This is a genomic window from Microbacterium protaetiae, assembly GCF_004135285.1.
GTDB classification, from domain to species: domain Bacteria; phylum Actinomycetota; class Actinomycetes; order Actinomycetales; family Microbacteriaceae; genus Microbacterium; species Microbacterium protaetiae.
Genome location: NZ_CP035494.1, coordinates 1570698 through 1584460 on the forward strand (window position 1 = coordinate 1570698; position 13763 = coordinate 1584460).

General features: G+C 67.6%; 12 protein-coding genes. 7 read left to right on the forward strand and 5 right to left on the reverse strand.

The features are described 5' to 3' along the window. Positions 1 to 18: 18 nt before the first annotated feature. Positions 19 to 1473 (forward strand): GH1 family beta-glucosidase, encoded by a 1455-nt coding sequence (locus ET475_RS07365; RefSeq protein WP_129387983.1) that lies wholly within the window; start codon positions 19 to 21, stop codon positions 1471 to 1473. A 34-nt stretch (positions 1474 to 1507) separates the two neighbouring features. Beyond that, positions 1508 to 2506, forward strand: coding sequence for a LacI family DNA-binding transcriptional regulator (locus ET475_RS07370; RefSeq protein ID WP_129393768.1), 999 nt, complete (start codon positions 1508 to 1510; stop codon positions 2504 to 2506). Positions 2507 to 2644: 138 nt separating this feature from the next. Here ET475_RS07370 and ET475_RS07375 read toward each other — a convergent pair whose 3' ends face one another. The 5 genes from ET475_RS07375 to ET475_RS07395 all read right to left on the reverse strand — a co-directional run bounded on the left by ET475_RS07375 (position 2645) and on the right by ET475_RS07395 (position 7055). Further along, positions 2645 to 3916 carry an MFS transporter gene (locus ET475_RS07375; protein WP_165310805.1) on the reverse strand — a complete coding sequence of 424 codons (1272 nt, stop codon included), beginning with the start codon at positions 3914 to 3916 and terminating at the stop codon, positions 2645 to 2647. A gap of 137 nt (positions 3917 to 4053) precedes the next feature. After that, complete coding sequence (locus ET475_RS07380) at positions 4054 to 4449, reverse strand: RidA family protein (protein WP_129387989.1); 396 nt, start codon at positions 4447 to 4449, stop codon at positions 4054 to 4056. A 4-nt stretch (positions 4450 to 4453) separates the two neighbouring features. After that, positions 4454 to 5326, reverse strand: coding sequence for a fumarylacetoacetate hydrolase family protein (locus ET475_RS07385; protein ID WP_129387992.1), 873 nt, complete (start codon positions 5324 to 5326; stop codon positions 4454 to 4456). Continuing rightward, positions 5323 to 5778, reverse strand: coding sequence for a YybH family protein (locus ET475_RS07390; RefSeq protein ID WP_129387995.1), 456 nt, complete (start codon positions 5776 to 5778; stop codon positions 5323 to 5325). The genes ET475_RS07385 and ET475_RS07390 overlap by 4 nt, the downstream gene beginning before the upstream one ends. Beyond that, a complete protein-coding gene (locus ET475_RS07395; protein ID WP_129387998.1) occupies positions 5775 to 7055 on the reverse strand; it encodes an FAD-dependent monooxygenase in 1281 nt (426 codons plus the stop codon). The genes ET475_RS07390 and ET475_RS07395 overlap by 4 nt, the downstream gene beginning before the upstream one ends. Positions 7056 to 7487: 432 nt before the next feature. Between ET475_RS07395 and ET475_RS07400 the strand changes: the two genes are divergently transcribed. From ET475_RS07400 to ET475_RS07420, 5 genes are read left to right on the forward strand one after another with little or no spacing between them, the layout of a single operon-like run. Continuing rightward, a complete protein-coding gene (locus ET475_RS07400) occupies positions 7488 to 8531 on the forward strand; it encodes an ABC transporter permease (protein WP_129388001.1) in 1044 nt (347 codons plus the stop codon). Positions 8532 to 8568: 37 nt separating this feature from the next. Further along, positions 8569 to 9729, forward strand: coding sequence for a sugar ABC transporter substrate-binding protein (locus ET475_RS07405; protein WP_129388004.1), 1161 nt, complete (start codon positions 8569 to 8571; stop codon positions 9727 to 9729). After that, positions 9726 to 11351, forward strand: coding sequence for a sugar ABC transporter ATP-binding protein (locus ET475_RS07410; protein WP_207205435.1), 1626 nt, complete (start codon positions 9726 to 9728; stop codon positions 11349 to 11351). The genes ET475_RS07405 and ET475_RS07410 overlap by 4 nt, the downstream gene beginning before the upstream one ends. Beyond that, positions 11348 to 12394, forward strand: coding sequence for an amidohydrolase family protein (locus ET475_RS07415; protein WP_129388010.1), 1047 nt, complete (start codon positions 11348 to 11350; stop codon positions 12392 to 12394). Before ET475_RS07410 ends, ET475_RS07415 begins: the two co-directional genes overlap by 4 nt. Positions 12395 to 12405: 11 nt before the next feature. Next, positions 12406 to 13713, forward strand: coding sequence for a DUF3500 domain-containing protein (locus ET475_RS07420; protein WP_129388013.1), 1308 nt, complete (start codon positions 12406 to 12408; stop codon positions 13711 to 13713). Positions 13714 to 13763 lie beyond the last annotated feature (50 nt).

A 13763-nucleotide genomic window follows, 5' to 3' on the forward strand; every position in this document is an offset into this window, starting at 1 on the left:
AGAGAGGACTCCGTCCGCATGACCACGAGCAACCGCCCCTTTCCGCCGGACTTTCTGTTCGGCGCCGCGACGGCCGCCTTCCAGATCGAGGGCGCCACGCACGAGGACGGCCGCCGGGACTCGATCTGGGATGCCTTCTGCCGCGAGCCCGGCGCCGTGTTCGGCGGTGACAACGGCGATGTCGCGTGCGATCACTACCACCGGTACCGCGACGACGTCGCCCTGATGAAGCGCCTCGGCCTGCAGACGTATCGGTTCTCGGTGTCGTGGGCGCGCGTGCGGCCCGACGGCGGCGCACGCAACGCGAAGGGCATCGACTTCTACAAGCGCCTGGTCGACGAGCTGCGGGCCGCCGACATCCTGCCCTGGCTGACGCTCTACCACTGGGACCTACCCCAGGCGCTGCAGGAGCGTGGCGGCTGGACGGTGCGCGAGACGGCCGAGCGGTTCACTGAATACGCTCTCGACGTGCACGATGCGCTGGGCGACCGGGTGAACGTGTGGACGACGCTGAACGAGCCGTGGTGCGCCTCGTTCCTCAGCTACACCGGCGGCGAGCACGCCCCCGGCCACACCAGCATCGAGGAGGGGCTGCTCGCCTCGCACCACCTGCTGCTGGCCCACGGCTCCACAGTGCAGGCGTTGCGTGCGCGGGATGCCTCGCTCGATCTGGGCATCACGCTGAACCACACCGTGGCCGACCCGGCCGATCCGGGCAACCCCGGCGACGTCGATGCCGCGCGCCGCGTCGACGGGCAGTTCAACCGGTGGTTCCTCGACCCCATCCACCGCGCGAGCTACCCGGCCGACATCGTCGAAGACATCCGGGCCGTGGATGCCGCGGCCGTGGCATCCTTCGAAGCAGCGATCCTCGACGGCGACCTGGCCACCATTGCGCAGCCGATCGACACCCAGGGCGTGAACTACTATCACGGCGACCTCGTCTCGGGCACGGCGCCCGAGCATCCGCCGGTGTCGGGCGGGCCGGCCACGACGCGGCCCGGACGCAGCCCGTATCCGTCGCATGCCGGCATCCATGCCGTCGAGCGCGGCCTGCCGCGCACCAGCCAGAACTGGGAGGTGCAGCCCGAGGGGCTGACCCGCCTGCTGCGTCGGTTGTCAGACGAGTACACGCGGGCGAAGGGCGTCAGGCTTGTCGTCACCGAGAACGGCGCGGCGTTCGACGACGTCGTGGCCGCTGACGGCGTGCACGACCAGGAGCGCGTCGCCTACGTGCAGGCGCATCTGGGCGCGGTGCTGGACGCCGTGGATGCCGGCGTCGACGTGGGCGGATACTTCTACTGGTCGCTGATGGACAACTTCGAGTGGGCCTGGGGGTACGACAAGCGGTTCGGTATCGTGCGCGTCGACTACGACACCCAGGAGCGCACCCCGAAAGACAGCGCCCTCGAATACGCACGCATCATCGCGGGGCGCACCCTCGGTGCGACCGAACCCGCGGTGGCCCGGTAGCATCCCGCATGTGACCCATGCCATGAACGAGGCGATGCGACAGGCGGTGACGATCGAAGAGGTCGCCGCCGCTGCCGGTGTCTCGCGCTCGACGGTGTCGCGCGTGGTCAACGGCTCGACGGCTGTGAGCCCGTCGGCGCTCGAGGCCGTGCAGCGCGCCATCGCCGACCTGAAGTACGTGCCCAACCGGGCGGCCCGATCCCTCGCGAGCAGGCAGACGCTCGCGATCGGGCTGGTCGTTCCCGAAGACACCACGCGGTTCTTCGGCGACCCGTTCTTCGCCTCGATCGTCTCGGGCATCAACGAGCGTCTGGTGCGCAGTGACTACGTGCTGAACCTCTTCATCGCCAGCGATGATCCGGGTCACAAGATGACCAGTTACATGCGGGGCGGCAACGTCGACGGGGCCATCATCGTGTCGCACCACACCAGCGACACGTTCGTCGACCGCATCGCGGCGACCATGCCGGTGGTCTACGGCGGCCGTCCGGTGCGCGAGCGTGAGGGCGATCACTACGTCGACGTCGACAACATCGCCGCCGGGCGCGATGCCACCAGCTATCTGATCTCGCGAGGGCACCGCCGCATCGCCACCATCACCGGCCCGACGACGATGGCTGCGGCCGTCGATCGCCTGGAGGGGTATCGCCGGGCGCTGCAGGCGGCGGGCCTGCCCGAGGGCGCCAGCGAAGACGGCGCGTTCTCGTCGGACGGCGGCGCCGACGCCATGCGCCGGATCCTTGCCGCGGGCGAGCGGCCCGACGCCATCTTCGTCGCCAGCGACCTGATGGCACGCGGCGCGATGACCGTGCTCGCCGAAGCCGGGCTGCGTGTGCCCGACGACGTCGCCATCGTGGGCTTCGACGACTCGCCGGTGGCGATCTCGGTCTCGCCCCAGCTGACGACGATGCGCCAGCCATCGTTCGAGCAGGGGCAGACGATGGCCGGGTTGCTGCTGGACATTCTGGCCGGCAAGAACCCCCCGCACGGCACGATCTTGACCGCCGACCTCGTGGTGCGCGCCTCTGCCTGACCCGCCGCCGCGTCCGCCTGCCGGGGTGGGGGGTAAATTCCATATGGAATTTACGAGACCACATCAATTTGGCGTTGGATTGATGTGGTCTTGGAAAATTGGTGTCGGCTCGTGGGGCAGATGCCGCCGACGGCCCGCTCAACGGCGCGCGCTCAGTCCGAACAGCCAGGCACCGGCGGCGAGCACGCACGCCAGCGCTATCAGCCCGCCCAGGTGCGCGGCGGTCGTGCCGATCACGCCGGTGACCGGTGATCCGAGCGCACCGCCGAAGAACTGGAAGGCACCGGTGAGGGCGGATGCCGCGCCGCTGGCGACCGCGGTGGCTTGACCCCAGCTGTGCGCGGCCGGCAGAACGAACCCCGCGCCCGCGGCGAAGAGCGCCGACAACGTCCAGATCAGCCCCTCGGGGGCATTCAGCCCGGCGCCGACCAGAAGACCGGCGCCACTCAGACCACTGATGGCCAGCCCGATACCCAGCGGCAGTGCGGCGTGCCTGCGGCGCACGACCGCGCGAAAGACCAGCGTGGCCACGAGCATGGCGGCGGCGTTCGTGGCGAACACCCCTGCGAAGACGGCGGGGGAGTGCCCATACTCGCGCTCGACGATGAACGCCGCCGTGGCGATGTAGGCATAGAAGCCGAGCGAGAAGAGGCCGATCGCCAGCGCTGCGCCGAGCAGTTGGCGGTTGCGCAGCGCGCTTGCCAGCGCGCGTGCGGCGCTGGTGCGTACCGTGCTCATGCGCCCGGTGCCCGGCGGCGCAGCATCCGCGGGCACAGCACCCGGCGGCGCAGCATCCGTACGCACCGCGACGCCCATCGTCTCGGGAACCCACAGGGCGAAAGCCGTGGCTGTCAGTGCACCGAGCAGAGCGAGGGCCAGAAAATCGGCGCGCCAGCCGAACAGCTGCGCGATGCCCGCCCCGATCGTGGGGGCTATCACCGGCGCGATGCCGGTGACCACCGACAGCATCCCGATCCGTGATCCGGTGAGGTGGTCGTCCGACGAGATGTCGCGCACGATGCTGCGGGCCACCACGATCCCCGCCGCGCCGCAGAGTCCGACCGCGACGCGCACGGCCAGCAGCACGGCGGCCGTCGGTGCGAAGGCACTGGCGGCAGAGGCGAGCGTCCAGCCGATCGCACCGATGAGCACGACCGGTCGCCGGCCGAAGCGGTCGCTGAGCGGGCCCCACAGCAACTGCCCCACGGCGATGCCCAGCAAGCACGTCGTGACGCTGCCTTCGGCCAGCCATGCGCCGCCGCCCAGATCCGCCTGGATGCGTGGCAGCGACGGCGTGTAGATGTCCACCGACAACGGGGCTGCGGCGGTCAGCAGCGCCAGGATCACCAGGGTGCGGATCGTGCGCGCACGGGTGCCGGCGACGACCGAGATCGTGTCGTCACCGGGCACGCGTCGGCTCCCGCTGCGGCCGGTTCGCGGCGCAGCCGCGTTCAAAACTCAGCCACACCGAGCCGTCGGGGCGCCCACGGCGTGGTTTTCGGCCGCCCGGGGGCAGAAAGAACTGACTTCTGATCACCCGGCGCCCGTCACAGAGGCGAATCGGGAAGCACCGCGACGAGGTCGCACTGAATGAGCGCCCCCCGGTCGAGCTGTGCAGCCATCGTGTGGCGTGCGGGGCGGGACGCGGCATCCGGGAACATCGCCAGCCACTGGGCGTTGAGCGCCTCGCGGTCGCGGTAGTCGACGAGCCAGAACGTCATCTTCACGATGTCGTCGACCGAACCGCCGGCGGCTCTCAGCAGTGCGCGCACGTGATGAAAGGCGTTCGCGCACTGCTCGGCCAGTGAGGTGGGCATCTCCCGCGTCTGCGGGTCGCGCCCGGTGAGCGCCCCGCTGAACAGGAACGGCCCGATGCGGCTGCCCGCCGGGATCGGGTTCTCGTGTGAGAACCCGCCGATGTGGATGCTCTGTCGTCGCGGCATACGGCTATCCTTGCGCGGGCGCGCCCTCTGCGACCACTCGGTTCTCGATGGCCCCCAAGCCTTCGATCTGACCGCGCACGAGGTCGCCGGGAACGAGGAACCGTCCCGTGGGCGCCCCGATCCCCGCCGGCGTGCCGGTGGCCAGGATGTCGCCGGGCATGAGCGTGAACACCTGGGTGAGATACGCGATCTGCTCGTAGATGTCGTAGATCATGTCCGAGGTGGCGAAGTCCTGACGCACGTCGCCGTTGACCGTCAGCTGCATGTGCAGGTTCAGCGGGTCGTCGATCTCGTCGTCGGTGGTCAGCCAGGGCCCGATCGGTCCGTGCGTGTCGAACGACTTGCCCAGCGTGAAGGTGGGCGAGCGCTTGTGCAGCCAGTCGCGCACCGACACATCGTTGGCCACGAGATAACCGGCGATCACCGATCGGGCGTCCTCGACTGCAACGTGCCGGCAGCGCTGACCGATCACCACCGCCAGTTCGATCTCATAGTCGAGCTGGTCCGAGATGTCGGGTTTGACGATGTCGTCGAAGGGTCCGACGATGCACGACACCTGCTTGTTGAACCACATCTGGCTGGTCGGCGTGGGGATGCCGGCCTGCCGTGCCTCTTCGGCGTGTTCCTTGTAGTTCATACCGATGCCGAGGTATTTCTGCGGGTCATCGATGGGCGCGTGCAGGTGCACGTCGGCCAGGGCGTGACGGGGGCCGGATGCCGCGGCCAGCGCTTCGCGCAGCTCGGGCAGCCGCGGCAGAAGGGCGCGCAACGAGGTACCGACTCCCGGCACCTCGGAGAGGTCGATGACGTCGTCGCCGTCGACGCGCGCGATGCGCACGTCATCGGACGCGGCGGTGCTGAAACGTGCGAGCTTCATCGGGAATCCTCCTCGTTCGCGGCATCCTGCTCACTGGGCAGCTTGCCCCACACCTCGTCGCCGTGCGGAGTCATCTGAAAGCTCACATATCGCCACGCGCCGTCGGCCCCGCGATGCAGCACCTGGGTGACCGGTCCGCTCAGGGTGCGCTCGCCGCCACCGGGGGCGCGCATGCGGTTTGTCAGCTCGCCGGTGACGACGGCGATATCCCCGGCGACCCGCATGTTCAGCTCGCCGCGCCACATGTCCAGGTAGGCGCGGCGGGCGGCGACATGCTCGAGCAGGTGGGCTTTGTCGTGCACCAGGCCCGGGGCGTGGATGTGCACGAGTGAGTCGTCGAAGAGGTCGTCGAGGGCGGCGATGTCGCCGTCGATGAGTGCCTGGCGGCGGCGTGCTTCGACCTCGAGAAGCTCAGCGCGCGTCGCCTGGTCAGCCGGATGGATGCCGCTCACCGCGCCGACCCGGTCAGCGCGTCGTCGGTGCGGAACCCGGTGGGCTCGTCCTGCGCGAATCCGATGCGCTTCTGTCCGACCATCGCGTGGTACGTGCTGAAGATGGCGTTGGCCTCTTCGAGCGGCAGCACCTTCTCGATGTCGTCGAAGCGCTGGCCGCCGGTGCGCTCTTCGACCATGCGACGGATCACCTCGTAGCCCTCGCCGCGGTGCGACATGACGATGGCGTTGACCATCTGCAGCCGCTCCGACTCGAACGCCGTCAGAGCCTGAAGCGGGTCGTCGATGCTCGCGAGCTTGGCCGCCAGTGCGGCCCCGTCGACGATGGACTGGCAGGCGCCGTTTCCACCGCGCGGATACATCGCGTGCGCGGCGTCGCCGATGAGCACGACCCGGCCGTCGGTCCAGCTGGTCAGCGGGTCGTGCCGGATGAGCGGGAACAGGTACACCTCGCGGGCGTTGCGCAGCATCTGCTGCACATCCAGGAACGGGATGGCGCACTGATCGTAATAGTGCATGACCTCGTCGATCGACCCGAGCTGGTTCCAGTCTTCGATCGACTCGTCGCGGGTGGCCTCGACGACCCAGTTCACGAGCGTCTTGCCCGATCCTTCGAAGTCGTCGGCGATCGGGTAGACGATCATGCTCGAGATGTCGGGCGCGCCGATGTGCAGAATCGTGTGGCCGTCGCGGAAGGGCTCCATCAGGGTGGTGCCGCGCCACATCGTGATGCCCGAATAGACCGGATCGGCACTCTCGGGGTGCATCTGCCGGCGCACGACCGACTTGATGCCGTCGGCGGCGATGAGGATGTCGGCGGTGGCCTGTTCGGTGCGACCGTCGGCGTGCTGCAGGTGCAGGGTGACCGCGTTGTCGTCTTGTTCGTAGCGCAGCAGTCGGGCGCCCTGGACAACGGCGTCGGCGCCGAGCCGTTCGAGCACGGTGCGGTACAGCAGCATCTGCAGGATGCCGCGGTGCACGAAGCGCTGTTCGTATTCGTATCCTGCGGCGGTGCCGCAGAGTTCGGCGTAGATCTCCTGGCCGTACTTGTTGTAGAAGATCGACTCGCGCGCCTCCACCGAGATCGCCCGGAACTGGTCGAGCAGACCGAGCTGATCGAACTCCTCGGCGGCATAGGTCTTGATGTCCAGGCCGACACCGAGGGGCTTGAGCTCGGTGACCGTCTCATAGATGCGGGGGCGGAAGCCCTTCTGATGCAGGCGCAGGGCTGCGGCCAGGCCCGCGGGGCCGGCTCCGATGATGGCGATGTCGAGCATGGTGTTCCTGTTCTGTTCTGGTCGGGGATGTCAGTAGACGCTCGGGCGTGCCCGGGCGGCTCTGCGCTCGGTGCTCATCAGGTCGTTCATCTGTGGTCCTCGCGGTTCGTCGGCGGCGACCCGCTGCGGTCGGTGCCACCCTTCGGCCCGATGACGGCTGCGTCACCGACCCGGAGGAAGTGTGGTGCGAGCGTAAGGCAGATCGCACACGATTTCAAGCGCGATAGCTTCCCTGCACTCCGGGGTGGATCGTGGGAAGGTCCACTATACGGTGCAGGGTTTATGCCATTGATCTGGGAGTTTACCTTCAGCTTTGCGAATGATGGCTGAGAGGGGTTACCTTGGACTCACGAAGTTGCATAGGATTTCGCACACGATCTTCGATGACCGCACTGATGCGGTGCCCGTACCCGACGTTGGGGGAAGAGCTCGATGACCAATACCCGTACTCCGGAAACCGGGACGCCCGCGCCCGACACCTATACCGGTCTCGTTCTGCAGGAGCACAGGACGGCCGGTGAACGCGTTCGCCATGCGCTGGGCTGGACGTCGGCCCGTTTCTCGGTGATCGGCGTCTGGATCCTTTTCGTGATCCTCTACGCCGTGCTCGTGCCCGACACTTTCCTCACCTCGGGTGCGTTCCGTACGATCTTCGGCAGTCAGCAGTCGCTCGTCTTTCTCACCGCATCACTGCTGTGCACGATCATCGTCGGTGAGTTCGTCGACATGTCGGTGGCTTCCAACTTCGGACTCGCGGCGACACTGGTCACGGTGCTCAACGTCAATCACGGCGTCAACGTGTGGGCAGCGGCGGTGATAGCCGTCGTCGCGACCACCGTCGTGGGCATCATCAACGGCCTCTTGATCGTCAAGGTCGGGGTGAACACCATCGTGGTCACCCTCGGTATGGGCACGTTCCTGCTCGGGATCGGGTTGTGGCTGAGCAATCTGATGCCGATCAGCGGGCTGCCCTCGTCGTTCTCGCAGATAGCGCTGTTCGAGATTCTCGGCCTGCCGCTGAGTTTCTACCTGGGGCTGATCCTCATGCTCGGCTTCGCGTACGTGTTGGCGTTCACGCCGCTCGGCCGCAACATGCGCTTCGTCGGCGAGAACCGAGAGGTCAGCCGGCTCGCGGGTGTGCGCGTCACGCGGGTGCGCATCGGCGCGTTCGTCTTCGCGGGTGTGATCGCCGGCGTCGGCGGCGTGATCGCCGCAGCGGGAACGGGCGGGTTCGACCCGGCAAGCTCGCAGGCCTACCTGCTGCCGATGTTCGCGGCGACCTTCCTCGGCACTGCTGTGCTGTTCCCCGGCCGGTTCAACCCGATCGGCACGCTCATTGCCATCTACTTCCTTGCCACCGGCGTTCTCGGCCTGCAGCTGCTGGGCGCGACCTCGTGGGTCTCGAGCGTCTTCTACGGCGGCGTGCTGGTCATCGCCGTCACCCTGTCCACGATCCTCAACAAGAAATCGCGTTGAGGGCAGCGTGTTTCCCATCACCACGAAGGAGTGACCGATGATATCCACCACCCGCGTGCACCTCATGCGTGCCCTGACCGCCGGCGCGGCCGTGGCCGCCGTCGCACTGAGCCTTGCCGCGTGCAGCGCCACCGACGACAAGGCGGCGAGCACCCCGAGCACGTCGGCTGAGAGCCCGGCGCTGGCGGCCCTGGCCGACCTGCAGAAGCCGTTGGATGCCTACCCGGTTCCCACCGAACCGATCGAGGGCGTCGACGCCGACAAGGGCGGCACCCTCTACTACATTCCGATCACGCAGCAGTCGCCCGAGTTCGCCGTCGACCAGGCCGGCGTCGAGGCGGCGGCAGCCGCCGTCGGAATGTCGGTGCAGGTGTGCGACGGCAAGGGCACCCCGACCGAGGTCAGCGCGTGCATCGACCACGCGACCAACGCGAAGGCCGCCGGCATCATCCTCGATGCGGTGCCGTACGACATCGCCGCCAACTCGATCGCCGCCGCACAGAAGGCGGGCATCCCGGTCGTGATCGGCAACCAGCTCGCCGATGACCGCCACCCGTCGACCCCGACGTTCACCTACACGGCCGTCAGCGGTTCGGCGCAGCAGGAGGCTCTGGCGCGCTGGGTGATCGCCGACTCCGACGGCAAGGCCAACGTGCTGATGAACGTGACCACCGACGGTCAGTCGCAGATCCAGTACGCCGCGGACGGCAAGAAGGTCTTCGCCGATGAGTGCAGCGGTTGCACCGTCGCCACCAACGAGGTGTCGTCGGCCAACTTCTCGCAGGTTCCCAGCTCGACCAGTTCCGCGCTGCTGAAGAACTCCGACACCGATTACCTCATCGTCGAGTTCGCCCAGTTCCTGCAGGCGACGCAGTCGGGCGTGCAGAACGCCGGTGCCAGCGGCCGGATCACTCTCGCCGCCGGTTCTGCGTCGCTGAACGACATCAAGGCCGTCGCGTCGGGCTCGGTCGGTGCAGCCACCGCGCAGGCCTCGGCCTTCGTCGGGTGGATGTACGTCGACGCGACCCTGCGGCTGATCGCCGGTCAGAGTGTTCCCGAGTACACGATCCCGATCCGGCTGTTCACGAAGGACACCATGGGCGACGTGCAGCTGACCGAGGCGGCGCAGGAGTCGGGCGAGTGGTTCGGCCCCACCACCTTCACCGACGAGTTCAAGAAGCTGTGGGGCGTGGCGTGACCGAAAGCACGAGCGCAGACAGGCGGGGAGCGGACACCCCCCGCCTGGACGTGCACAACCTCTGGATGACGTTCGCGAACAACAGAGTGCTGCGCGATGTCGCCATCGAGGTGCGACCCGGTGAGATCCACGGCCTGGTCGGGCAGAACGGGTCGGGCAAGTCGACGCTCGCGAAGGTGCTGACCGGGCTGTATCACCCCGATCCGGGCACGCGGGTGAGCGTGGACGGAACTGAGCTGAAGCTGCCCGTGCAGCCGCGCGAGGCGCGTGAGCGCGGCGTCGCGGTCGTGCACCAGAGCCTGGGGCTGTTCGACGACGACACCGTCCTCGAGAATCTTCGGATCGGGCGCCACCGTGCCAGTCGGGTGCTGCGCCGGATCGACTGGAAGCATGAGCGCGCCCAAGCCCGGGCCGTGTTCGAACGGCTGGGCCGCGACATCCCCCTCGATGCCCGCGTGGGCACGCTGCGCGAAGAGCAGCGCGCTACCGTCGCCATCGCCCGCGCACTGCAGGATGCCACGCCCGGTCGAGGTCTGATCATCTTCGACGAGTCGACGCGCGCACTGGGCCGGCCGTCGTTGGAGCACTTCTTCCGCATTCTCGACGACATCGTGCAGACGGGAACGTCGGTGCTGCTGATCACGCACCGTCTCGAGGAGATCATCGACGCCGCCGATCGCGTCACCGTGCTGCGCGACGGCCGGATCGTCGAGATGGGCCGCTCGGTCGAGGGCCTCGATGAGGCCGCGCTGGCCGAGTTGATGCTCGGCACCACGCTCACACACGAGGTGCGTGGACATGCCTCGACAATGGATGCCGCAGCCCGGCCGATCACGGTCGCGGGCCTGCATGGCGGCGAGGTCGCCGACGCGTCGCTTCAGGTGCGCCCGGGTGAGGTGCTCGGGCTGACCGGTATCGCCGGGTCGGGCTATGACGACGTGCCCTATCTGCTCAGCGGCGTCACTCCGCCGGCCGCCGGCTCTCTGACTTTGTCTGGAGGCGAGTTGGGTCTGCACAGCCTGACCCCGGGCGATGCCATCGCGGCCGGTGTCGTGCTGGTGCCCGAGGGGCGCGAGCATGCTGGCCTGGCGATGGGCATGTCGGTGCAAGAGAACACGGTGTTCCCGCAGACAAGTCGCGCCCGCGCTGCGCTCAAGCCGTTCGCCCGGAGTGAGGAACGCGCCCAGGTGGCCGACTGGATAGATCGGCTCGACGTGCGCCCGCCCGATCCCAGCGCGATCGTGGGTACGCTCAGCGGCGGCAATCAGCAGAAGGTGCTGCTGGCCAAATGGCTGGCGATGGACCCTGAGCTGCTGCTGCTGCACGAGCCGACCCAAGCTGTTGACGTCGGGGCGCGGCAGACCATCGTCGCTGCGGTCCGGGCGGCTGCGGCATCCGGACGCGCCGTCATCGTCGCCGGCGGCGACGAGAACGAGCTGTCGCTGCTGTGCGACCGCGTCGTCGTCTTCGAAGACGGCAGGGTCAGTCGCGAGCTGACCGAGGATCTGACGCCCGAGAACATCGTGCGGGCCATCTACACCCAACAGGGACGCAGCCGCCTGCGCGCGCGGTCCACTGACCCCTCGATGAACGAAGAAGAAAAGAAGGAACAATCACTATGACCGTCGTCGATATCTGCATCCACCACCTGCCGGAAGACCTCTTCACCAACCAGAAGATGCTCAACGGCTTCCTCAACTCCGCGCCGCGCGGCTTCGGCGAGATCGTGCGCGTCGAGAAGATGGACAACGGCAAACATCACCTGGTGCTGGAAAAGCCCGCCGGGCACGACAACCTCGACTACGTCGAGGGCGACTACTCGGTCGAGGCCAAGCTCGCCGTCATGGACGACGCGGGAGTCGACTACGGCATCATGCGCGTGCCGGTGTGGCAGGAGTGGCTCGATCTGGAGACCTGCAAGGCCGTCAACGACAACGCGGCCGAGTACTGCAAGCGCTCGGGCGGCCGACTTTTCTTCACCGCCGCGGTGCCGCCGTGGGGCGGCAAGGAGAACATCGACGAGCTCAAGCGCTGCATCGACCTCGGTGCCGTGGGAGTGCAGCTGGCCTGCCACTACGGCCAGCTCTATCTCGACGACCCGGTGTTCGAGCCCTACTTCCGCGAGATCGAGAAGCTGAACATCCCGGTCATCGCGCACCACACTCCGCTGCCGGTGGAATGGCAGTCGGTCGTCGACTACAAGAATCTGCGCCGTGAGTACGGGCGCGTCATCGACCAGGGCATCGCCGTGGGCCGCGAGCTGTTCAGCGGCATGTTCGACCGGATGCCGAACCTGCGCATGATCCACACCATGATGGGCGGAAACTGGTTCGCCAGCACCGAGTTGCTGACGCCGCACGCGTCTCCGAAGAAGGAGTCGCTGCAGCGCCTCGATTCCACCAGCGGCGAGAAGATCAAGAGCTACCTCGAGAACAACATCTTCTACGACATGACCCACCCGCACTCGTGGGGCAAGACCCAGGTCGAGGCGGCGCTGAAGATCAACGGCGCCGATCACTTCATGTTCGGCTCGTCGTTCCCGGTGTTCTACGGCTGGATGAGCCAGGGCGTGGACTTCCTCACCAACGAGGTCGAGATCAGTGACGCCGACCGCGAGGCGGTGCTCTCGGGCAACGCGAAGCGTCTTTTCAACCTGCCCATCTGAAAGACACGCGGATGACGGAACTCACCGACCACGACATCGACGGATCGTTCTCGACCGCGCGCATCAATGTACGCTCCGACGACATCCTGCTCACTTCAGACAGCTACCGCGAGTTCATCTACGACCACGACGACCCCGCGATAGCGAAGTTCCGTGGGCTTGACTACGAAGCGTTCGCCGACGAGAAGAAGAGGCCTTCGTTCGTGCAGGACCTGCTCGCCTCGTGGCAAGCGCTGTACGACGAGCCGTTCGTGGGCATCACCACCGATGGAACCCTCGTGCCGGGGCTGTATCCGCTACCCAAGCGCACCGAGCCGAACGACGAGCGGATGGTCACCGCGGCCTACCACTTCCTCGCGACGCTCGACGCGCCGCAGCGGGCCGCGGTGAACCATGCGATCGACGCCCCCGAGTGGCGGGCGTGGAGCAACCCCGAGTTCGTCATCCATCGGGTGGGCGTGCGTCTGGAGGAGTTGTCGAGGGATGCCGCAGACGCGGCGCTGAGCCTGGTCGCGGCATCCCTCAGCCCCGCCGGCTACGAGCGCGTGCGCGAGGCGATGTCGCTGAACGGCTACCTCGGCGAGCTGACCGATCTCACGCCGCTCATGAACGAGCGCAGCTACTGGTTCTCGCTGTTCGGCACGCCGTCGACCACCGAGCCGTGGGGCTGGCAGCTGTTCGGGCACCACGTCGCCGTGAACTGCATCGTGGTCGGCGGGCGGCAGGTGATAGCCCCGGTGTTCCTCGGCGCCGAACCCGCGCTCTCCGACGGCGCGCACCCTCCGCTGTTCGCCGACCGTGAAGCCCAGGCGATCCGGCTCGGCGAGTCGTTCACCGATGCGCAGCGGGCGAAGGCCGTCGTGTACCGATCGGTGCTCGACCCCGCGATGCCCGAGGGGCGGGTGCACCCCGCCGACGAGCGCCACGTGGCCGGCGCCTTCCGCGACAACCGCGTCGTGCCGTACGAGGGCATCTGCGTGCGGGAGTTCGACGATGCTCAGCGGCGGTTGCTGCGTGAGATCGTCGACGACTTCCTGCTGCTGCTGCCCGACCACCAGCGCGCACTGACGATGCAGCTGGTGGGCGCGCACCTCGGCGACACCTGGGTCAGCTGGTACGGCGCAACCGACGGGTCACAGCCGTTCTATCTGCGCATACAGAGCCCGGTGATCATCGCCGAGATGGACCACCATGCCGGCGTCTGGCTGAGCAACAGGCTGCCGGCTCGCTTCCACGTGCACACCACGCTGCGGCTGCCCAACGGCAACGACTACGGCCGGGCCTACCTTGCGCAGTGGCGCGCACAGCGGAACGAGTGAGGCTCGCTCGCACGTCCCCACATTCCTTGCCGATGCAGTCAAGAAAGAGA